Genomic DNA, 22,043 nt, shown 5'->3' with positions numbered 1-22,043 from the left:
TGCATGAGGTGGTGTGCGGAAATCAGCGCGCAAAATACAGCTCATGCAGATGTTCAAGACTGATCTCGCCGGCCGCTTGCGACAAAATCACCCGGCCTCCCTGCATCAGATACACATGATCGGCGACGCTCACCGCCATGTGCGTATTCTGTTCGACCAGCACGATGGTGCGCCCTTGCGCCTTCAGCTCTTTGAGGATGTCGAACAGCTCGTGCACGATCACGGGCGCGAGACCCAATGAAGGCTCATCGATAATCAGAAGTTGCGGATCGGACATCAGCCCGCGTGCCATGGCCAGCATCTGTGCTTCGCCGCCGGACAGCGAACCGGCCATCTGATTGGCGCGTTCGCGCAGACGCGGAAAGCTCGCGTAAGCGCGCTCCAGATTGTGCTTGAGCTTGGCGCGATGCGGCTTGGCAAAAGCGCCCATGATCAGGTTTTCCGCGACACTCATATCGCGAAAGATCATCCGGCCTTCCGGTATCATCGCGACCGAGTGATCGGCCATCTTCCAGGTCGGCGTGCCTGCCAGCGAACGGCCGTCCAAACGGATCTCGCCTTGCGTAACCGGAACCAAGCCCATGATCGCGCGCAGCAAGGTGGTCTTGCCGGCGCCGTTCGGACCGATCAGCGTGGTGAGCTTGCCCGGCTGGATCTGCAGCGAGACATCCCACAGCACGTTGATCGCGCCGTAGCCCGCGCGCACCTTGTCGATTTCAAGCATGCGCGGCTCCCGTATAGCTCTGGATCACTGCTGGATCGGCAAAGACTTGTGCGGGTGTGCCGTCCGCAATCAGCTTGCCGAAGTTCAACACGGCGACGCGCTCGCACAATGTGCTGATCGTATCGATGTCGTGTTCGATGATCAGTATGCCCACCGCGAACGCCGTGTGCAGATCCTTGAGCATGGTCATGAAGCGACGCTTACCGTGGGTTTCCAGGCCGGCCAACACTTCGTCGAGCAAGAGCAATTTGGGCTGCGTGGCCAAGGCCTTCGCCACCTCCAGCGCCTTGAGTTCAGTAAGTGCGAGTTCAGTCGCGGCATTGCACTCGGCCTTGCCGGTCAGTCCGGTAAAGTCGAGAATTTCGTCCAGCTTGGCACGATCGACCTGCCCTGTGCCGAAGCGCTGCGCAACCAGCAGATTCTCGCGCACACTCAACTCAAACATGGGCTGCGGGATCTGGAAGGTCCGGCCTAGCCCCAACCGCGCGCGCCGATACAGCGGCGTGCGCATCACATCGATTTCGTCGAACAGAATGCGCCCGCCGGTAGGCCTGACCAAGCCCGAGATCGCATTGAACAATGTCGTCTTGCCCGCGCCGTTCGGGCCCACCAAACCGACGACCTCGTGACTGCCGACCGACAGCGTCACATCGCTGAGCGCACTCAGGCCACCGAATCGCACCGACACGCGTTCGAGCTTGAGCGTGCTAGTGCTTCCTGAATTGAGCACGCCGGCGCCTCCCGACTCAAGCATGCTGAGGCTTCCCGAACCAAGCGCGCTGGCGCCTCCAAACTTGAGCAGTCCGGCGCCTCCCAATTTAAGCATGTCGGCCCCTCCCGAAAGGTCGCTGCGCCAGCGTCAGCAAACCGCGCGGACTGAAGATGATCATCGCGACCAGCAACGCACCGAGCACGAGCTGATGGCCCGATGGAAGCCAACTTTTGAAGATCAGTTGATCGACCAGATACACAAACACGGCGCCAACCAGCGGCCCGACGATCGTGCGATAACCACCGAAAATCGCAGCAACGATGGGCAACATCACCCACACCCCGTTGAACGCGTAATCGGGTTCGAGAAAGTTGATGTAGTGCGCATTGAATGCCCCGACGATACCCGTCATGAACGCCGACACAAACAGCATCAAGCTCTTTAGCAAAGTGCTGTTGACGCCCACCACCCGGGTGGCGTCTTCGCTCTCGCGCATCGCCCGCAACGCGACACCATAGTGGCTACGACGCAGCGCCCAGTAGGCACAGGCGAACAACAACACTATGGTGAGGATTAACAGGTAACTTCCCAGCTTGCTGCCGAAATCGAAACCGAACGCCGCGGGCACCGTGGGAATACTGGCAATGCCGCCCGAACCACCGGTCAGGCTGCTCCATTCCGTTGCAATGATTTCGAAGATGCGCGCGTAGGCAAGAATGGCCAAAGCGAAATACGGACCTTTGAGCCGCAGTACCGGCAACATGACGAGCGATGCCAACCATGCGCCCACGCCACCCAACACGATTGCTGCCGGCACAGGCACGGCGAACTTCATGCTCAGGATCGCCGACGTATAAGCGCCCACGCCGAAGAACGCCGAATGCCCGAAGCTGACCATGCCGCCGAGATTGCCCAGCAAAGCCCAGGGCAACGCCACGCCGCCGATAATCAACGCGGCCACCAGCAAACTCATCACATAGGGATCATGGCCCCACAGCATCGGCACCACACCATAGCCTAGCACCAGCAAACCCAGCACCGCGCCGTTTTGACCGGTTTTCATCCGCGCCTCCGCACGGCCCCAAACAGGCCGCTGGGCATCACGAACAGCACCAGCAAAAAGAGCATCATGCCGACCAGTTCCTGTAGCGCCGAACTGGCCAGTGTCACGGTCAACGCTTCCGCCACGCCGAGCAAAACGGCGCCAAGCAGCACGCCGGGAATCGACCCTACGCCGGCCAGCACGGTAATGATGAAGGCCTTGACCGTCAGCACATTGCCGTAGGCTGGCTGAATCACGCCATAGCTGTAGAGCGCCACCCCGGCAAAGGACGCGAGCACGCCGGCCACGACAAACGAAACCAGTTCCGTGTAGGCGGGCGCGATGCCCATCAGCTTGGCCGCGTCGCGGTTACTCGATACCGCTCGCAGCGCGCGCCCATACCAACTGCGCGATAGCCACCACCAGAGGGCAACGAGTATCACCACGCTGATGGCAAAAAATAGCAGTTCGCTACGCATGCTGAAGAGCGGCCCGACTACGAACGCCTCCTGGAACCAGCTCGAACTGCTGGAACGCACATCGGCCTTCCAGATCAACAGCATGGCGTTGGACAACATAATGCCGATGCCATACGTCAGGATCAGCGAATTGAGTTCTCGATCCCCCTTCACCATACCGACCAGAAAATACACGGCAACGGAAGTCAGGCAGACGATCACGAGCGCCACCGGAATCGCGAAAATCGGATTCAAGCCGTAACTCGATTCGACGGTGTAAGCGATGTAGGCCGCCAGCAGCACGAGTTCGCCGTGCGCCAGGTTGATGACCTTCATCGTGCCGAACACCAGCGCCAAACCCAGGGCGATCAGCGCGTATGAGCCGCCTTGCAGCAAGCCCGAATATAGCGCTTGGGAAATAAGTTCTGTCATCCGCTTTTACCAGGGCACGCCGGGGAAATTCATCTTGCCGGTGGCCGCGTCCTTGGGCCACACGATCACGATTTTTCCGCTCTGGTGCTGGCCCATGCGTTGGGTGAAATTGGGGTTGTCGCCATCGGCGCTGAATTGAACACGACCGATCAGGGTGTCGCGATCGGTCTTGCGCATTTCGTCGGCAACACCGCTTTGTTTGAGCGTGCCCTTATCGGCCGCGCGCGCGATCGCTTCAAACAGCAGCATCGATTGCACATAGCTGAACTGCCCCAGATAATCGGGTTCCTTGTTGAACAAGCGCTTGTACGTATCGGCAAATGCACGGCCGTCGGCGCTGCGGAATTCCGCGGGGAAAGGCAGCAGCGCCGTGCCATACACGTTGGGCATCAGGTCCGGAAAATCCGACGCCATTTTGGGCGTCGCCAGCGACCACACCCCTATCATCGCTTTGACGTCGGGCTTGAGCACGCGTGCCGCACGCAGGATGCCGACATAGTCGTTTTCGTAACCGACCATCAGGATCACGTCCGGTTTGTCCTGGATCTTGACCTTGTTGATGATGGGTTTGAAATCGGTAATGGCGGGATCGAACGAATGAGACGTTACCTTCACGCCTTTGGCGCTGAGCACCTTCTCCACGTCGATCGCCAGATTGGCCGGCGCCTCCTTGGTCGAATCGATGATGGAGACCGACTTCACACCCATGTCGCTCATCAGGCCGACCAGCGCCTTTTGGTAGCCGGCTGTGTTGTTGATGCGGAAGAAAGTTTTCAGGCCGCGATGGGTCAGGCTGTCATCGACACCGCCCGATGTGACGTACACGAGCCCCAACTTGCTGGCGGCCTCGGAAGCTGGCGCGATATTGTTCGAACCGTAACCACCGGTAATTGCGAGCACGCCATCGGCTGCAAGCTTCTCGACGGCGGCAATCGCTTTGGCCGGCGACGACTCGTCGTCTATCGTCTCGAGCTTGATCTGGTGCTTGGGGTTGTTCTTGTTGAATACGTCCACTGCCACCTGGACGCCCTCCTGCATCCCCGACCCGACGCGGGCGAGCGTGCCGGTCAGCGGCATCTCCACGCCCACTTTCAATTCGTCGGCGCACGCGGCCGTCGTACCTGCTGCCCAGCAGGCCCATACCGCGAGCGCGGCCATTGCGCTTTTTGTGGTGCGAGAAAACATGTCTGCGTCTCCTGTGAGTGCGAGTCTCTTTTTGGACTCGCTTTCCTATGCTTGCTGCCGAGCTTCGTACATCTGCTGCGCTTGCTGCTTGAGTCGTCCTTTCAAAATTTTCCCGGTTGCGGCCGCGGGCAAGGCCTGCATCGCAACGATTTCGGCGGGGCATTTATACGGCGATAGAATCTTCGCCAGATAGGTGTGCAATTCGTCAATCGCCACCGCTCGTGCCGGGTCCAACTCGACGAAGGCCACGACCTCTTCGTTCCCGTCGACCACCGTGCGTCCAACCACCGCAGACTGGATCACGCTCGGATGCGAATTCAGCGCCGTCTCCACTTCCACCGGATAGACGTTGAAACCCGAGCGGATAATCAATTCCTTCGTACGTCCGACAATGAAGAGCGCGCCATCGTCGGCCTGCTGCGCGATGTCGCCGGTATTGAGCCAACCACCCGGCAACAACGCCTGTGCGGTCAAAACGGGTTCACGGTAATAGCCTTTCATGACGTTCGGGCCGCGCACCCACAACTCGCCAGGTTCTCCGGCAACCACATCGCGCTGCGCTGAATCGACGATGCGCACGTCGATGCCGGGAATCGCCGGGCCGACCGAAGTGTCATGCCGCGGCGCCTCGCGTCGGGTCTGACTGATAGTCGGCGAGCTTTCGGTCATGCCATAACCGTTGTGCAAGGGCTGACCAAATAATTGTTCCACCTCGCGCTTGAGCGTTGGGTCGAGCGGCGAGCCACCTGCATAGATAAAACGCAGCGAGCGTGCCGAAAACGTGTGACCTGCGTGTGCCTGTGCCTGCGCTTGGCCTTCCGACTGCCCGCCTGCTTGCCTGTGCGCTTGTGCGTCGCCCTGCGCGTCCGCTTGTACATCCTTAAGACATTCAAGCAAACGCGCGTACATCGCCGGTACGCCCTGCAACATCGTGATGCCCTGGTTGCGCAATGCATCGAGCAGACCGTGCGGCGTGTAGCGCGGCACCAGATAAAGGCAAGCACCCGCGTTCAGCGTACCCAGCATGACGGAAGCCAAGCCATAGACGTGCGAGATCGGCAATACGCCGTAGACGCGATCGTCAGCAACCAGACTGCGCAGCGTGCTCGATATCTGCGCGATAAACAGCAGATTACGGTGCGTCAACATCACGCCCTTGGGCGTGCCGGTGGTACCGGTCGTATAGATCAGCGCGGCTACCTGCTCGTGGTTTTCGGCAGAAACCGGTTCAACCTCAGCCGCCGAATTAAGCGCTCCGATCGCCAGCGCACCCAACAGACCCCTCACGTATTTCGCTTCGCGAGTTGCATCGGCTTCGACCGTACTTTCGGCCTCGCGCGTCACCGTATCTTCGGCCTCACGCGTCACCGCAGGTTGCGCCTCGTAGAGCGCCGCGCCGTGACGCTCGGCATGCGCGGCGGCATCGGGCGAGACGCCTATCGTATAAAGCACGCGCCGCGCGCCGCAATGGTCACGAATCGCGTCGAGCTCGCGCGCCGAGAGCCGTGCATTCACGCACACCGCCCACGCATCGCACGCGCCCGCAGCAAAAATCAACGCCACCTGCAATGCGCTGTTTTCCCCCACGATCATGACCCGGTCGCCCGGTCTGACTTGCAGTTCGCGCAACAAGGCAGCCGCCGCTTGAACCGCCTGATGCAAGTCGCGATAGGTCCAGCTCAGCGCGCCTTCGCACAGGGCCGGCGCGTCTGGCGTACGCATGGCCCAGCGTTGCGGGATGTCGCTCAAGCGCCGCGGCAAGGCCGCGAGCAGCGCCTCGGCCTGGGCACTCATCAGGCTTGGGCTCCCTTGATCATGTTGCGCGCGATCACCAACTGCTGGATCTGCGAAGTCCCTTCATAGATGCGGAACAAGCGCACGTCGCGGTAAAAACGCTCGATCGCATATTCGGACACATAACCCGCGCCGCCATGGATCTGCACGCAACGATCGGCCACGCGTCCGCACATCTCCGATGCGAACAACTTGCAGCACGAGGCTTCCGTCGACACGTCCTCGCCCGCATCGCGCCGTCGCGCCGCATCAAGCACCATGCAGCGCGCCGCGTAAATTTCCGTGCGGCAATCTGCCAGCATCGCCTGCACCAGTTGAAACTCCGAGATCGGCTTGCCGAATTGCTGGCGATCCATCGCGTAGCGCAAGGCGTCGTCGAGCATGCGCTCGGCCGCACCCACGCACACGGCCGAAATATGCAGGCGGCCTTTATCAAGCACCTTCATCGCGGTTTTGAAACCCACACCTTCTTTCCCGCCGATCAGGTTGCCGGCCGGCACGCGACAGTTTTCGAATATGACATCGCAGGTGTGTGCGCCCTTCTGCCCCATCTTGCGATCGATCTTGCCCAGCGACAGACCAGGCGTGCCCTTCTCGACGATAAACGCGGAGATCGCGCCGGCACCCCGCTTTTCCGCGTCGGTCCTGGCCATGACCGTGAAGATGCTGGCCTCGGGCGCATTGGTGATATAGCGCTTGGTGCCATTCAATACGTAGTCGTCGCCGTCGCGTACCGCGCTGGTGCGCAGCGACGCCGCATCGGAACCCGCACCCGGTTCGGTCAGCGCGAACGAGCCGATGATGTCTCCGGCGGCCAGCCTCGGCAGGTAACGCTGCTTTTGTTCCTCGGTCCCGTCGATCACAATCCCCTGCGAACCGATGCCGTTGTTGGTGCCGATCAGCGAGCGAAACGCAGGCGAAGTGCGAGCAATTTCGAAAGCGACGAGGGCCTCCTCTTCCATCGTCAACGCCAGGCCGCCGTAGGCCTCGGGAATCGACAGCCCGAACAATCCGAGCTCACGCATTTCGGCCACCAGTTTCGCCGGGATCTCGTCGGTATCGGCCACTTCCGACTCATTCGGCACCAAGCGTTCGCGCACGAAACGGGAAATGCTGGCCAACAGGACGTTCAGGGTTTCTTGATCGCGAATCATCAGGGTCTCTAAGATGCCGGGCAGGCTCAAGCACGGCCCAGGCTGGTTTGTACTTTACGGACCAATCTGACCAGACCCGGGCTCAGATCGGTTTCAAGCGCATCGCGCGACAGCAGGAACGCCGGGCCGCCGCAGTTGAACGCCATCACTTTTTCGCCATCCACGCCGACCAATGGCACGCCCACCGAATGCACGTCTTTTTGCCACTCGCCGGCCGCCATGCAAAAGCCATGATCCTGGTAATCCTTGAACCCTTGCTCGATGCCAGCTTTGATGCGCGGCCATTTTTCTTCGTCACGCATGCGGATGTGATCCATCAGGTAGTCGCGCTCGACTTGCGGCAATGCGCTTAACAACGCCTTGCCCATAGCGGTCGTACCAATCGGGATGCGCGAACCCACGTCCAGGCGCAAGGTCACGTTCGAGTTGCTACGACAGGTTTCGATATAGACCATGCTGAGCCGATCACGCGCCCCGATCGACACGGAAGCCTGCGCATACTCGGCCAGCTCCTGCATCCAAGGGCGCGCCACCTTGCGCACGTCGAGATTCGACAGCAGCGAATACCCGAGGGCCAGCACACCGGCCGCCAGTTGATATTTGCCCTGCGTGCGCGAGTAGCTCAGGTAACCGAGCCGGGTCAGCGTGTGGGTCAGACGCGAGACGGTAGGCTTGGGCATCGCCGTGCGCCGGGCAAGCTCCGCGTTGGTCAGGTAGACCTCCCCCGGTCGGAAGCAGCGCAGAATTTCGAGCCCGCGTGCGAGGGCATTCACAAACTGACGATCTTGGCTCGCATCGTCGGCGTCGAATGCCTGCAATGGCTGGCCCGTCTCTGTCTGCATCGCTATCGTCCTCCGAGGTGTCGATGCAGCGCTGGATTCTTGCGCATCGTTCTTGAGGCCAAGTGTGCCGACGCGAAATGGCACGGTCAACAGATTTCGGACTAGCCGTTCGTCTAGCGAAACACTTTGACGACCACGGGGTAGCCGGTTCAGAACCGTGTCCTCGCACAGCAAGCCTCTGCCGGAAAAATCAGTGCAAACCCTGTACTCGTTGGGGTTCCTGCTCTTCGGCCGACTTCGAGCCATCGAACCTGGAGTTCATCGAGATGTTTTGAGCCTGGGGATTTGGGTGAAATCTGAGCGAGTTGGCGAACGAGCGTTTCGCCTAGCGAACCAGCAAAAAAACCGGGGCGCAGGGTTACGCTCCGGTTTCTCGCGAGTTCACGTTCGCAGGCGCTATCTTTACCCGATTGCTCCCGCGAGCTTTACTGCGGCCTTCTACCGCGGCCTCTCTTCTGACCGCTATTCCGATTTGATGGCTTCCACTTGAATCTGCAATTTCGTCAAGGTCTTGTAGCCCATGTTGGCGCCGTAGTTCATGCCGAAATCGGCCCGATCGAAACTGCCGGTCGCGTCGGCGCCACATATTTCGCGTTTGAGCGTTGGGTGTATATGACACTTGAACGAAACGATTTTCAGTGTCACCGGCCTGGTCACGCCGTGCATGGTGAGGTCGCCGATGACCTCCGAAGGCTGGTCACCCGTGAAGACCACTCGCGTGCTCTTATAGCTCGCGGTCGGATATTTCGCGACATCGAAGAATGCGTCGCTCTTCAACTTGGTGTCAGCGCCGAGTTGCCGGTATCGATTGCGCTCGGGTCGATGCTGATGTCGATCGAACCGGTGCGTGCCTCGCGGTCGAGCTTGACCACGCCGCTGTTCTTGGTGAATTTGCCGCGAAATACCGATATGCCAAAGTGATCCGCTTCAAAGCTGGGATAGGTGTGCGCGGGATCGATGTTATAGGTCGCTTCGGCAGCATGGGCGCAAACGGCAAAGCCCGCGGCAATCGCGCCCGCGGCTGCAAGGCCGAGAATACGTTGCTTCATGAGAACTCCAGGTGAATAAAAGCGTTACCTCAAGCCGTGTGGGGCAAGCCGTGCAGCGCGATGGCTGTACCGGTGCAGCGCCCTGTCGCGGTAGACCTTGTGGACCCCACATAGCGCTAAATAGGGGAACTATAGTCTTTTGAAATTACTTTTATATAGGAGTTACCCTCGGGGCCGTGGGGCTACCTGATCACTGGTCGACTCTCATCATCAAGCCGGTATCGCTTGAGCATGCCGCGCCACCACCACGCCAAGCGCGACCGAGGCGAGCCGGGAGAATTCCGAGTCGGCACGGCTCGTCAGCACGACCGGCACACGCGTACCGAGCACAAGACCCGCGCATTGCGCATGCCCCAAATGAACGAACGATTTGTACAACGTGTTGCCGGTTTCGAGGTTGGGTACCAGCAGGATGTCGGGGCTTCCCGCCACTGTCGACGCAATGTTCTTGGTGCGCGCACATTCGGCGGAAATGGCATTGTCAAAAGCGAGCGGACCGTCAAGCTCGCCACCGGTGATCTGCCCGCGATCGGCCATTTTGCAAAGCGCGGCGGCGTCTATGGTGCCGCGTATCGCCGGGTTGATCGACTCCGTCGCCGAGAGTATGCCCACGCGCGGACGAACGATGCCGATGGCATGCGCAAGATCGATCGCGTTCTGCACGATGTCGCGCTTCACCAGCAAGTCGGGCTCGATGTTGACGACGCAGTCCGTCATCAGCAGGGGGCGATCGACATCGGGAAGATCGAACAGGAACGCGTGCGAGATGCGGCGGCTGGTGCGCAGGCCGGCCTCGCGGCTGACCAGCACGGACATTAGTTCGTCAGTGTGCAGGCTGCCCTTCATCAGGATCTGCACGCGCCCTTCGGCGACCAGCGCCGCCGCTACGCGCGCGGCCGTGACAGGGTCGTCCGGGGTATCGACGATCTCGACCTGCGACAAGGTCTGCAACCCGTCCAGCAACTCGTCGGCGCCGTCCGCCCGGGCGAGCGCCGCGATGCGCGGTGCGGGCCCGACCAGGATCACGCGGGCGAGATTGCGTCGCGCGACATCCAGGCTCGCGCGCAAGGCCACCGTCTCGCACGGATAGACCACCGCCAGCGCTTGATCCGCTTGACGGGTGGCGCGATCGATCAGCTGATTCAAATAGAGGTACGCGTGCGACATGTCTTCTCCCGCCCTATTCTTATGCCGGGTCGCCCCGGTTATTCGATAGTCGTCCGTCGGCGCGCACCCAAGGGACCGAAGGCAGGGGCATGCGCGTCAGAACGTCTTGGCAATCTCCCGCGACGCTTCCTGAAGACGCGGCACGAATTCCAGCGCGCGCGACAACGGAACGCGCGAAACCGGGGCATGCACTGCGATCGCCGCAATGCAAACGTTGCGTTCGTCGACAACGGGGGCAGCAACACAGACGATGCCCGCGAAAAATTCTTCGTTGTCGATACCGACGCGCTTGTGGGCCGTGCGGTCGAGTTCGGCCTGCAGCAGTTCGGGGTCGGTAATCGTGTTGGGCGTGTAGTGCTCAAGCTTGAGCGCACGCGTGAGCGACGTGCGCTGATCACGCGGCAGCATGGCGAGCAGCAGCTTGCCGCTCGCGCTGCAGTAAGCCGGAACGTGCGAACCGGGTTTGAGGTCGAGCCGCAGCGGCCAAGGTGCTTCGACCCGGTCGAGATACAGCACTTCGGTCTCGTGCAACATGGTCAGGTTGCAGGTCTCGCCGAGATCGCCCACCAGCCGAGACAGCATTGCATGGCGCGTACGCCGCGCACCGGAATGCATGACGACGCCCAAACCCAGTTGCGCCAGGCGCGGGCCAATCACGTAAGCATTTTTTTGCCCGGGCTCGCGTATGACCAAGCCGCCGGCTTCGAGCGAAGCCAGCATTCGGTGCAGCGACGCCTTGGGCGCCGCGAATTCATGAACGATGTCGGCCAACGATACCGGGCCTTCTGCCTGGACAAGGTGTTCGAGCAACGCAAACGCGCGCAGCGTAGGTGTGTCTGCTTTAGTCATATCAGCCGTTCCGGAAAATGGATCGCTCTCATTGTACCGGACACTCAGGGTCGGCCCATTTTGCAACAAGCGAGGACGGACCGATTCGTTCCGTTTTTCGGAACGCTCTAACAGCGCTTCTCCCGCCCCCGAAGACACCGTTTCGTTGGGTTCCGAGCTACTTATCGACTGAAGTTCATTGCTGTCCATGCAACCCACTATGGGATACACAAACAAAAAAGTCAACAAAACGTACTGAAAAATGATTTGCGATTTTGATTTCCATGAAATAAACTTCATAAAATCAATAAACAGAACGTTTTGTTCCACCACGCCGCTCGCTGACGCAGTTGATCCTGCAGATCGATCGACACCAAGCCCGCCCATCATTCAATTCAGCAGGAGACACACTATGAGTAAGCGCGACCCCCTTAAGCGTGAAGTCACCAAAGGCCTCACGACCATGACACCGTCCGAAGCCTTCGTCGAGACCTTGGTCGCCAACGGCGTGACGGACGTGTTCGGCATCGTGGGATCGGCGTGCATGGACGCGCTGGACATCTTCCCGGCCGCCGGCATCCGCTACATCCCGACGGTTCACGAACAGGGCGCGGGCCACATGGCCGATGGTTTCTCGCGCGTAAGCGGGCGTCACGGGGTGTGCATGGCGCAAAACGGCCCAGGCATTACGAATTTCGTGACGGCGATCGCCGCCGCTTATTGGGCCCACAGCCCCGTTGTCATGATCACGCCGGAAAGCGGCACGATGGGCATGGGCTTGGGTGGCTTCCAGGAAACCGAGCAGTTGCCGATCTTTTCCAAGATCACCAAGTATCAGGGGCACGTGAATAACCCACGCCGCATGGCGGAAATCACCGCGCGCTGCTTCGATCGCGCGATGCTCGACATCGGCCCGACCCAACTGAATATCCCGCGTGATTATTTTTACGGCGAGTACGCATACGAAATTCCGGAGCCTATCCGCATCGAAAACGGTTCCGGCGGCTCGCAAGCGCTCAAGGAAGCCGCCACGCTGCTGGCCGGCGCCAAATTTCCGGTGATCATCGCCGGCGGCGGCGTCGTGATGTCGGACGGCGTCGATGCGTGTGTCGCCCTCGCTGAATTGCTCGATGCCCCGGTGGTGAACAGCTATCTGCACAACGATTCGTTCCCGGCCAATCATCGCTTGTGGTGCGGTCCGCTCGGTTACCAGGGTTCGAAAGCCGGCATGCAACTGATCCAGCAAGCCGACGTGGTGCTCGCACTCGGTACCCGCCTGGGACCGTTCGGGACCCTGCCGCAGCATGGTCTCGATTACTGGCCGACCCATGCGAAAATCATCCAGGTCGATGCCGATCCGAAGATGCTCGGTCTAGTGAAGAAAATTTCGGTGGGCCTTTTGGGCGATGCGAAATCGTCTGCATTGGCGCTCGCGCAGGAGCTGCGCGGCAGCGAGCTGGCCTGTCACACGAACCGCGACAAGCGCCTCGCGGAAATCGCCAAGCAAAAGAGTGCGTGGGAGCACGAACTCAACGAATGGACCCACGAGCGCGATCCCTATAGCCTCGATGTGATCCGCGACTCCAGCGCAATGCACCCGCGCCAGATGCTGCGCGAAATGGAAAAGGCGATGCCGAAAAATGCGATGGTGTCGACCGATATCGGCAACATCTGCTCGGTGTCGAACAGCTATCTGCGCTTCGAGCAACCGCGCTCGATGCTGGCTGCGATGAGCTTCGGTAATTGCGGCTACGCGTTCCCCGCGGTCATCGGCGCGAAGGTGGCCGCACCCGACCGGCCGGCTGTCGCCTATGTCGGCGACGGCGCGTGGGGCATGAGTTTCGGTGAAATCCTCACCTGCGTGCGCGAAAACATTCCGACGACGGCCGTGGTGTTTCATAACAAGCAGTGGGGTGCTGAAAAGAAAAACCAAGTGGACTTCTACAGCCGCCGCTTCCTCGGCACCGACCTTGAGAATCCAAGCTTCGCGGCCATCGCGCGTTCGATGGGCGCCGAAGCGCTGGTGGTCGAAAAACTGTCCGACGTCGGGCCTGCACTGGCCGCTGCTTGTGAAGCACAAAAGCAAGGCAAGACGACCGTGCTCGAAATGATGGTGACTCGCGAGTTGGGCGATCCGTTCCGCCGTGATGCGCTGTCGATGCCGGTGCGCAAACTTGCGAAGTACAAGGACTACGTCTGATCGAAGTCGGCGCGCCCTTTAATTGGGGCGCGCTTTTCTTTGTGCAATCGACTGGCTGAGAGCCGGCGCTGCATTGCGCATCAGCCACTCGCTAACGACTCGTTCGCGACTCCTCATCGGCTCCTCATCGGCTCCCTATCGAGGTCTCTTCGACTCAACAAGGGCACAAGTTTGGCTGCCGCAGCCTCGATCCGCGGCACGGCTTCCAGCAGGTCCTGCAAGCTCGCACGCGCAGTAGGCGCATGTGCGGCCAGCGAGGCCAACACGCCGCCCTGCGCGTCTCGCACCGGCACCGCAACGGCCACCATGCCGCGCACGAACTCCTCGTTGTCGATACCGATGCCGCGCACAGCCAAGCGATCGAGCTCGGCTTCGAGCAGCGTCGTGTCTGTCAACGTCCTGGGCGTCATGCGCTTGAGCGGCAGGCGCGCGAGCAATTGCTTGCGCTCCGCCGGCGCCATCTGCGAAAGAAACAGTTTGCCGCTTGCGGTGCAATGCAAGGGCACGCGCATGCCGGGCTGCATGTGCAGCCGCAGCGGCTCGTGCGTTTCGACTCGCTCGATATACAGCACCGAATCCCCTTCTAACGCCGTGAGATTGCAGCTCTCGCCGAGTTGCTCCACCAGCGCGCGCAATACGGAGCGGCATCCCCGGGTAAACGCGTTGTTGGCCAACGTAAGCAAGGCCAATTGCGCCGCGCGGGGCCCAAGCGCAATGCCGCGATCCGCACCCCGCGAATCCGGCGTATGCGTCACGTATCCCTGCTGTTCGAGTGCCTCGATCAGGCGCATCAACGTTGCCTTCGGAATGTGCAGGCGGGCAGCCAGCAGCGACAGCGAATGCGGCTGCCCCGCCACGGCCAGTTGCTCGAGTATCAGGAGCGATCGCAGTACCCGGGTTTCGTCGTGCGGTCGCTCGTCCGCAACGCAGTCGCGTAGCAATTCCATTCGTTGTCCTCGCGAAAGTGAAACAAAAAGTCGGTTTCCGTCTCACATCGCTCATCCTAGCGTGGATTCACTTGATTCGAGGCATTTCGATGAATATATTTGTACGAAACATACCGGTTTTTGTAACGGACTCTGGAGCGAGACTACCTCATGGTGCAAAGCTTCGACTATGTCATCGTCGGTGCCGGTTCGGCCGGCTGCGTATTGGCCAACCGCCTCACGCAGAACGGTCGTTATTCGGTATGCCTGCTGGAAGCCGGGCCCGCCGATAGATCCCCCTGGATCCATTTGCCGATCGGCTATGGCAAGACAATGTTCCATCCGGTGTACAACTGGGGCTTCTATACGGATCCCGATCCGAACATGCTGGATCGCAAGCTGTATTGGCCGCGAGGCCGTACGTTAGGCGGTTCAAGCTCGATCAACGGCCTGATCTATATACGTGGCCAAAAGCAGGATTACGACCACTGGGCCGCGCTCGGAAATCAAGGCTGGAGCTGGGAGGAATGCCTGCCGTATTTCCGGCGGATCGAGCACAACGAACTGGGCGCATCGGCCACGCGCGGCGTCGATGGACCGTTATGGGCGTCCACCATCAAGCAGCGCCACGAACTGGTCGACGCGTTTATCGGGGCCTCGAATTCGTTGGGCGTGCCCACCGTCGACGATTTCAATACGGGCGACCAGGAAGGCGTTGGCTATTACCAGTTGACCACCAAGCACGGGCTGCGTTGCTCCACGGCCGTGGCCTTCCTCAAGCCTGCGCGAGGACGTGCCAATCTTCATGTCGAAACCGATGCACAAGCGTCGCGTGTCGTGTTCGAGGGCACGCGTGCGGTAGGGGTACGCTATGCGCGGCACGGCGAAACCGTGGACGTCCGTGCCCATCGCGAAGTCATCCTGGCGGCCGGCGCCTTGCAGTCACCGCAATTGCTGCAGTTGTCGGGGATAGGGCCGCAGGCTTTGCTACGCGAATTCGGCATCCCGGTGATCGCGAACCGGCCGGGCGTCGGCGAGAATCTGCAAGATCATTTACAGGTCCGGCTGCTCTATGAAGTGACGAAACCGATCACGACGAACGACCAACTACGTTCCTGGAGCGGACGAGCGAAGATCGGCCTGCAATGGTTGCTGCTGCGCGACGGGCCACTCGCGGTCGGCATCAACCAAGGCGGCATGTTCTGTCGCGCGTTGCCCGACGAAGCCAAGACCCCGGATATCCAGTTCCATTTTGCGACCTTATCGGCAGATACGGCGGGCGGCGATGTCCATGCGTTCCCAGGCTGCACCTATTCGGTTTGCCAGTTGCGTCCGCAGTCGCGCGGCAGAGTGCAGATACGCTCGTCGCAAGCAAACGTAGCGCCATCCATCCAATCCAATTACCTCGATACCGAGCTCGACCGTCGCACCGCGGTAGCGGGTGTGCGCTTTGCGCGCCGCGTCGCCACGAGCGAGCCGATGGCGTCGCTGATGAAACGGGAGTTGCGGCCCGGCGCGCACGCGCAAACCGATGCCGAGTTGCTGCACTTTTGCCGCGAGCACGGGCAGACCATTTTCCATCCCTCGGGCACAGCAAAGATGGCAGTCGCCAGCGATCCGATGGCCGTGGTCGATGAGCGTCTGCGCGTGTATGGCGTAAGCGGCTTGCGCGTGGTCGATGGCTCGATCATGCCCACGCTCGTATCCGGTAACACCAACGTGCCGATCGTGATGGTTGCGGACAAAGCGTCCGACATGATCCTCGAGGACGCGCATGAGACAGCGAGCCGGCAAGTGCGCCCCAAGGTTCAGGTGCCGGCGTAGTCCATAGACCTCATATCCATAGGCCTCATAGACCTCACCAACCCGCCCCGGAGGAGACACCGAGGGGCATGACCTGCCAAGCGGCGCAACGCACGTCGCGCGGCATCCATCGGAGCAGCAGCTATGACAATCGATTACCGCATTGTCCGTCGCGTCGCACTAGCCAGTGTGATCGGCGCGACCGTCGAGTGGTACGACTTCTTCCTGTACGGAGTTGTGGCCGGTATTGTGTTCAACAAGCTGTATTTTCCGGGTAGCGACCCGCTGGTCTCGACCATGCTCGCCTATGGCACCTTTGCAGTCGGCTTCATCACGCGACCGCTGGGCGGCATCATCTTCGGACATTTCGGCGATCGTATCGGCCGCAAATCGGCTTTGGTATTCACGCTGCTCATCATGGGCGTGGCTACCGCGGGCGTGGCTATCGTGCCGACCTATGCGCAGATCGGCATCTGGGCGCCGATTCTCTTGCTGGTCCTGCGCATGCTGCAGGGCATCGGACTAGGCGGCGAATGGGGCGGTGCGGTGCTGATGGCCTATGAATACGCGCCACCCAATATGCGCGGCCTTTATGCGAGCCTGCCGCAGATTGGCTTGTCGATCGGGCTGTGCCTTGCGTCCGGCGTGGTCGCGCTGCTCTCGCACACACTGTCGGAGACGGCCTTTTTCGCGTGGGGATGGCGTGTCGCATTCGGGGTATCCCTGCTGCTGGTCGGCATCGGCTTGTATATTCGACTCAAGGTCATGGAAACGCCCGAGTTTCTCGCGCTCAAGCGTGCCCGCAAGGACGTGAAGATGCCGTTCGTCGATATGATCACTCGCTATCGCAGCACCATATTGCTGGGTATGGGCGCGCGCTACATCGATGGCGTTTTCTTCAATATTTTCGCGGTATTCGCGATCGGCTACCTGACGCAACGCATCGCGATGAGTCGCACCGACGCTCTGCTCGGCGTGATGATCTCGGCGATCGTGATGTGTTTCTTTATTCCGGTGTTCGGCCGGCTGTCGGACATCGTGGGGCGGGCCCGCATGTACCGCTGGGGATCGATTGTGTGTGGCTTGTCGGTGCTGCCTTCTTTTTGGTTGATGGAAAACCAGGTGGGGAATACCTTCATGATCTGGCTCGCGATGGTGATCCCGTTCGGTATTTTCTACGCGATGGTGTACGGACCTGAAGCCGCACTATTCGCAGAGTTGTTCGACGCCAGTGTGCGCTATACCGGCATCTCGTTCGTCTATCAGTTCTCCGGCATATTCGCCAGCGGCCTTACGCCCATCATCGCCACCGCCCTGCTTCGGATGAATGGTGGCAGCCCCTGGCTGGTGTGCGCATACGTGATATTTTCCGCGGCGGTTTCGGCGTGGTCGGCGCGAATACTGGAGCGACGATCGGCAACGTTCAATACCGTGGCCACCGTGTAAATCAGGTCCTGAATGTCTGTGCGGTCAGCTCGGCCGCGTGCCGCAAATCGGGGACGAAACTCAGTAGATCATCGAGAACGACCCGACCGACCGGCGCCTGTACAGCGATCGCGGCACAGGCGCGATTGCGGTTCAGCATCACGGGTACTGCAATCGCTATTAGCCCTTGCAAGTGCTCCTGGTCGTTGATCGCGAGCATGCGTTTGCGGGTCTGCTTCAGTTCGTCGCGCAGCGATTCACGACTGGTGATCGTCGATTCCGAATAAGCGCGCAGCGGTAAGGAGTCGATCATGCGTTCGCGCTGCTGCTTGGGCAAAAAGCTCAGCAGCAGTTTGCCGCTCGCCGAACAATGCAGCGGCACATGCGAACCCGGTTGCAGATGCACGCGCAGTGGCCAATCGGTTTCGACGCGATCGACGTAGATCACGTCGTTGCCCGAGAGCATGGTCAGATTGCAGGTTTCACCGATCTTCTTGACCAACTCCTCAAGCAGCGCATGACGCGCCGCAGCAGGACCGGCATGCATCAAAACGTTGACCGCGAGCGTACGCACGCGCGGCGAGCATTCGTATAGCTTGTCACCCGCGCCGCGCGTAACGAGCCAAGCATTCATCAATTGTGCAAGGATGCGGTGCACCGTCTGCTTGGGCAATTCGATTGAGTCGACGAGGTCGGTCAGCGAAAGCGGCCGGCCGGCCGCGGCAAGAATTTCAAGGACCCGAAATGCGCGAACTGCCGCCGCATTGGACTGGTTTGATGTCGACATGTCGTCTCCAGACTGTCGTTCTTCGAATGAACCAATCGCGTTGGTGCGTTGGCTTCTTTTTCGACTGTTGCATCGATATTATCGCTTTTCGGGACTTTCAGGAGTCCCGGAAATTGCACTTTTCGATTCTTTTTACGTGGCTGGAAACGAATCTTGAGAAAACGGGACTTCTTGCTTCGGTGTCTTGACTAGATTTAAGTTCATACCAGTTTTCTCAGGACGGGGTCAGGAATGAATGCACGACAAAAAGAAAGCGAAGCCAAGGGCGCTAACGATAGCGAGACCCGTGATGCGGTGAGTGCGTTGATGGCGCGCGCGCGCGTGGCGCAGCAAGTCTTCGCGCAAAGCGGACAGGCGACGCTCGACGCCGCGGCCGATGCGGCGGCCTGGGCCATCATGGAGCCAGACCGAAACCGCCAGCTTGCCGAACTCTCCGTACACGACACCGGCCTGGGCAACGTCGATGACAAATTTCGCAAGAATTTTCGCAAGACGCTCGGATTGTTGCGGGATTTACAGGGCCAGAAAACAACCGGCGTCATCTCCCGCGATGAGGCGCGCGGGCTGATCGAAATTGCGCGTCCCGTCGGTGTGGTCGCGGCCATTACGCCATCGACCAATCCCGCGGCGACCCCCGCCAACAAAATCGTCAACGCCCTGAAGTGCGGCAACGCGGTGATCGTCGCGCCCTCGCCTAAAGGCTATACCGCTGCCGCGTTGCTAGTGGGATTCATCCATCAACAACTGCGCAAGGCGCAGTGTCCCGTCGATCTGGTTCAGCTCCTTCCCGCGCCGGTCAGCAAAGCGGCTACCGCTGAACTGATGCGACAAGCGGATTTGATCGTCGCAACCGGGTCGCAAGCGAATGTACGCATGGCCTACACGAGCGGCACGCCGGCGTTCGGCGTAGGTGCCGGTAATGTCGCGTCCATCGTCGATGCATCGGCAGATTTGCATGCGGCTGCCGACAAGATCATGCGCTCAAAGACCTTCGACAATGCCACCAGTTGCTCGTCGGAAAATAGCGTGGTGATCGAGGCCTGCGTTTATGACGCGATGCTGGCCGCCTTGGCCGATTGCGGTGGTGTGATGCTAGACGCATCGCAAAAGAAGCATCTGCAGGACGTGATGTGGCCTGAGGGCCGGCTGTCGCAAACCTGCACCGGGCGTAATGCGACAAGCATCGCAAAGATTGCAGGCCTGGACGATATTGCCGCTCACGAACCGAAATTTCTGATGGTCGAAGAGTCGGGCTTCGGCACTGAGCATCCGTTCTCCGGCGAGAAGCTCTCGCCTGTATTAGCCGTGTACCGCGCACGCGACTTCGACCATGCAGCGGATATCGTGCGCGAGATCTATGGCTACATGGGCGCCGGCCACTCTGTCGGACTCCATTCCACCGACACCGCTCGGGCCGAGCGGCTCGGACGAACGCTGCCGGTTGCCCGTGTGATCGTCAATCAAGCTCACTGCCTCGCAACAGGCGGCAACTTCGATAACGGCCTGCCGTTTTCGCTTTCGATGGGCTGCGGCACATGGGGCGGCAACAATTTTTCCAGCAACTTGAATTTTCGCCACTACCTGAACATCACGCGCGTGGCATTCCCTATCAAGGAATCCGTGCCCGACGCCGACGCCCTGCTCGGCACTTTTTTCGAAAGGTTCGGACGATGAATTCGCGCTCCCTTCCTCCTCTGCCATCCGACATGCCAATGAGCATTCGGGCGTTGATCGATGCGCGCGCACTGCAATATCCCGACAAGCCGTTTTTACTCGCGACGCAAGACGATGACACACCGGCAGACAAAGCGGCTGTGCTGACGTTCGGCCAGCTGCGCGACGATTGCCGCGCGCTCGAAGCACAATTTCACAAAACGGGTCGAGTGGCAGGCGATGTTGTTTCGGTATTCATGAGCAACGGCATTCAGACGGCCAGATTGCTGCTTGCGGCCATGTATAGCGGGATGATCGCCAACCCGCTCAATTTGCTGTGTCAGCCCTCGCAGCTAAGCTATGTCATTGAGCACTCCGACACGAATTTGATTTTTTCCGCGCCCGATACAGAAGGCTCGATACAGGATGCGCTCGCTGCGTTGCGTGCGACCGGTTGCACGCGCGAGATCGCCGTGGTCGGCACGGAACCGACTGCGCCGGCCTTACCGGTTTGGGGCCGCCCGCATGCGACGCTCGCGCAAACCACCGGTCGTTCGTCCTTCGCCGCGGTCGGGGTGGCGGCCGATGGAGGCGCTAACTGCGGGACTGACTACGAGGTTAACCGCGAGACCAATCCGCGGGCCGCGCGCGCGCTCGAACCCAAGGGTGCGGACAACGCGCTGCTGATGTACACGTCCGGCACCACGGGCGCGCCCAAAGGCGTGCTGCTCACGCACGCGAATCTGCTGGCCAATGCTCGCAACGTCAGCGCCGAACATCGGCTAGGCACGCAGGACCGTGTGCTGGCATCGCTACCGCTGTATCACATCAATGGTCTGGTCGTAACCTTGCTCGCCCCACTTTTTCATGCAGGCTCGGTGGTGATGCCGGCGCGCTTTTCCGCGCGCGCGTTCTGGCGCGATGCGGCACATTACGGCTGCACCTGGATCAATGTGGTGCCGACCATCATCGCTTTCCTGATCAATGCCGATGAAACTTGCGCATTCGATCTCAGTGCGCTCAAATTTTGTCGCTCAGCTTCCGCGGCATTGCCGGCGGAACACCATCGCGCGTTCGAAGCACGCTTCGGTATCGGTGTCATCGAAACGATGGGCATGACCGAAACGGCTGCGCCGGCATTCAGCAATCCGTTCGAACCGGCAGCGCGTCGTGTGGGCAGCATCGGCCGGCCTTCCGGATGCGATGCGCGGGTGGTTGCGCCGGACGGTCACGTCTGCGCACCGAACGAGTGTGGCGAACTGGTGCTGCGCGGTGAGCAAGTGATGAGTGGCTACTACAAACGCCTCGAAGAAACGCGCACGGCGTTTACCGAGGATGGCTGGCTGCGCACCGGCGATCTGGGCTATCAGGATGCGGACGGCTATTTCTACATCAACGGCCGCGCCAAGGAACTGATTATCAAGGGCGGCGAGAACATCTCGCCGCGAGAGATCGACGAGGCGTTGCTCAAGCACCCGGCCGTGCTGGAAGCGGCTGCGGTCGGCGTGCCCGACCCCGTGTACGGGCAGGAGATCGTCGCGTTTGTCGTGCCGCGTGTATCGCCCGATGTCGTTGATGCTGCCGATGCCGTGAAGCTCGTTGATGAATTACGCCGCCATTGCCTGGTCGAGTTGGGTCGCTACAAGACGCCGAAAGAGTTCCGATTTGTGACCGAATTACCGCGCGGGCCGTCTGGAAAGGTTCAGCGGCTCAAGCTATTGCAGACCTGAACCTGGCAAGCAGGCCGCGCCACGCTTTTGTTTTTATAGGAGGCACGCCGAAGAGCCCATTTCAATGAGCCGCGGACGTGATGGCAACACTTCAGGCAACGATGCTCAATCAGCAAGCCGCCCTCGTCGATG

Annotated in this window: 17 protein-coding genes and 1 pseudogene; 5 read left to right on the top strand and 13 right to left on the bottom strand. The window is 60.4% G+C overall.

Annotated features, from left to right (window positions below; all coding sequences use genetic code 11):
- Positions 1-22: 22 nt before the first annotated feature.
- The 11 genes and pseudogenes from GSQ77_RS00580 to GSQ77_RS00530 form a co-directional block, all read right to left on the bottom strand.
- A complete protein-coding gene (locus tag GSQ77_RS00580; RefSeq protein ID WP_158897975.1) occupies positions 23-724 on the bottom strand; it encodes an ABC transporter ATP-binding protein in 702 nt (233 codons plus the stop codon).
- A complete protein-coding gene (locus tag GSQ77_RS00575; protein ID WP_158898370.1) occupies positions 717-1,478 on the bottom strand; it encodes an ABC transporter ATP-binding protein in 762 nt (253 codons plus the stop codon). The genes GSQ77_RS00580 and GSQ77_RS00575 overlap by 8 nt, the downstream gene beginning before the upstream one ends.
- 64 nt (positions 1,479-1,542) lie before the next feature.
- Positions 1,543-2,499 (bottom strand): branched-chain amino acid ABC transporter permease, encoded by a 957-nt coding sequence (locus GSQ77_RS00570; RefSeq protein WP_158897973.1) that lies wholly within the window; start codon positions 2,497-2,499, stop codon positions 1,543-1,545.
- Positions 2,496-3,368 carry a branched-chain amino acid ABC transporter permease gene (locus tag GSQ77_RS00565; RefSeq protein WP_158897971.1) on the bottom strand — a complete coding sequence of 291 codons (873 nt, stop codon included), beginning with the start codon at positions 3,366-3,368 and terminating at the stop codon, positions 2,496-2,498. The genes GSQ77_RS00570 and GSQ77_RS00565 overlap by 4 nt, the downstream gene beginning before the upstream one ends.
- 6 nt (positions 3,369-3,374) lie before the next feature.
- Complete coding sequence (locus tag GSQ77_RS00560) at positions 3,375-4,553, bottom strand: ABC transporter substrate-binding protein (RefSeq protein ID WP_158897969.1); 1,179 nt, start codon at positions 4,551-4,553, stop codon at positions 3,375-3,377.
- 45 nt (positions 4,554-4,598) lie between these two features.
- Positions 4,599-6,347, bottom strand: a complete 1,749-nt coding sequence (locus GSQ77_RS00555; protein WP_158897967.1) for a class I adenylate-forming enzyme family protein — start codon at positions 6,345-6,347, stop codon at positions 4,599-4,601.
- Positions 6,347-7,501: an acyl-CoA dehydrogenase family protein gene (locus GSQ77_RS00550; RefSeq protein ID WP_158897965.1), complete on the bottom strand. Its 1,155-nt coding sequence runs from the start codon at positions 7,499-7,501 to the stop codon at positions 6,347-6,349. The genes GSQ77_RS00555 and GSQ77_RS00550 overlap by 1 nt, the downstream gene beginning before the upstream one ends.
- Positions 7,502-7,527: 26 nt before the next feature.
- Positions 7,528-8,343: an IclR family transcriptional regulator gene (locus GSQ77_RS00545; RefSeq protein ID WP_158897963.1), complete on the bottom strand. Its 816-nt coding sequence runs from the start codon at positions 8,341-8,343 to the stop codon at positions 7,528-7,530.
- A 462-nt stretch (positions 8,344-8,805) separates the two neighbouring features.
- A pseudogene (locus tag GSQ77_RS00540) lies at positions 8,806-9,392 on the bottom strand (YceI family protein).
- Between the two features lie 210 nt (positions 9,393-9,602).
- On the bottom strand, positions 9,603-10,559 hold the full coding sequence (locus tag GSQ77_RS00535) for a bifunctional enoyl-CoA hydratase/phosphate acetyltransferase (protein WP_158897961.1): 957 nt from the start codon (positions 10,557-10,559) through the stop codon (positions 9,603-9,605).
- Positions 10,560-10,655: 96 nt separating this feature from the next.
- Positions 10,656-11,408 (bottom strand): IclR family transcriptional regulator, encoded by a 753-nt coding sequence (locus GSQ77_RS00530; RefSeq protein WP_158897959.1) that lies wholly within the window; start codon positions 11,406-11,408, stop codon positions 10,656-10,658.
- Positions 11,409-11,799: 391 nt separating this feature from the next.
- On the opposite strand from GSQ77_RS00530, the gene xsc reads away from it, so the two are divergent.
- Positions 11,800-13,587: a sulfoacetaldehyde acetyltransferase gene (xsc, locus tag GSQ77_RS00525; RefSeq protein ID WP_158897957.1), complete on the top strand. Its 1,788-nt coding sequence runs from the start codon at positions 11,800-11,802 to the stop codon at positions 13,585-13,587.
- Positions 13,588-13,700: 113 nt separating this feature from the next.
- On the opposite strand, the gene GSQ77_RS00520 is transcribed toward xsc, so the two are convergent.
- Positions 13,701-14,534, bottom strand: a complete 834-nt coding sequence (locus tag GSQ77_RS00520; protein WP_158897955.1) for an IclR family transcriptional regulator — start codon at positions 14,532-14,534, stop codon at positions 13,701-13,703.
- A gap of 150 nt (positions 14,535-14,684) precedes the next feature.
- Here GSQ77_RS00520 and GSQ77_RS00515 point away from each other — a divergent pair, with 150 nt between their 5' ends.
- Both GSQ77_RS00515 and GSQ77_RS00510 read left to right on the top strand, forming a co-directional pair.
- Entirely contained in the window at positions 14,685-16,337 is a 1,653-nt protein-coding gene (locus GSQ77_RS00515; protein ID WP_158897953.1) for a GMC family oxidoreductase, read from the top strand.
- Positions 16,338-16,460: 123 nt separating this feature from the next.
- Positions 16,461-17,762 (top strand): MFS transporter, encoded by a 1,302-nt coding sequence (locus GSQ77_RS00510; RefSeq protein ID WP_158897951.1) that lies wholly within the window; start codon positions 16,461-16,463, stop codon positions 17,760-17,762.
- A 1-nt stretch (position 17,763) separates the two neighbouring features.
- Here the strand turns inward: GSQ77_RS00510 and GSQ77_RS00505 are convergent, their stop codons facing one another.
- Entirely contained in the window at positions 17,764-18,528 is a 765-nt protein-coding gene (locus GSQ77_RS00505; RefSeq protein ID WP_158897950.1) for an IclR family transcriptional regulator, read from the bottom strand.
- 231 nt (positions 18,529-18,759) lie between these two features.
- Here GSQ77_RS00505 and GSQ77_RS00500 point away from each other — a divergent pair, with 231 nt between their 5' ends.
- Both GSQ77_RS00500 and GSQ77_RS00495 read left to right on the top strand, forming a co-directional pair.
- The gene (locus tag GSQ77_RS00500; RefSeq protein ID WP_158897948.1) at positions 18,760-20,202 is read left to right on the top strand and encodes an aldehyde dehydrogenase family protein; all 1,443 of its coding nucleotides are present in this window, start codon (positions 18,760-18,762) and stop codon (positions 20,200-20,202) included.
- A 38-nt stretch (positions 20,203-20,240) separates the two neighbouring features.
- On the top strand, positions 20,241-21,911 hold the full coding sequence (locus GSQ77_RS00495; protein WP_254067392.1) for an AMP-binding protein: 1,671 nt from the start codon (positions 20,241-20,243) through the stop codon (positions 21,909-21,911).
- Positions 21,912-22,043 lie beyond the last annotated feature (132 nt).

This window comes from Burkholderia sp. L27(2015), assembly GCF_009765705.1.
Classification (GTDB): domain Bacteria; phylum Pseudomonadota; class Gammaproteobacteria; order Burkholderiales; family Burkholderiaceae; genus LMUX01.
This window is presented reverse-complemented; position numbering and strand designations above follow the sequence as displayed.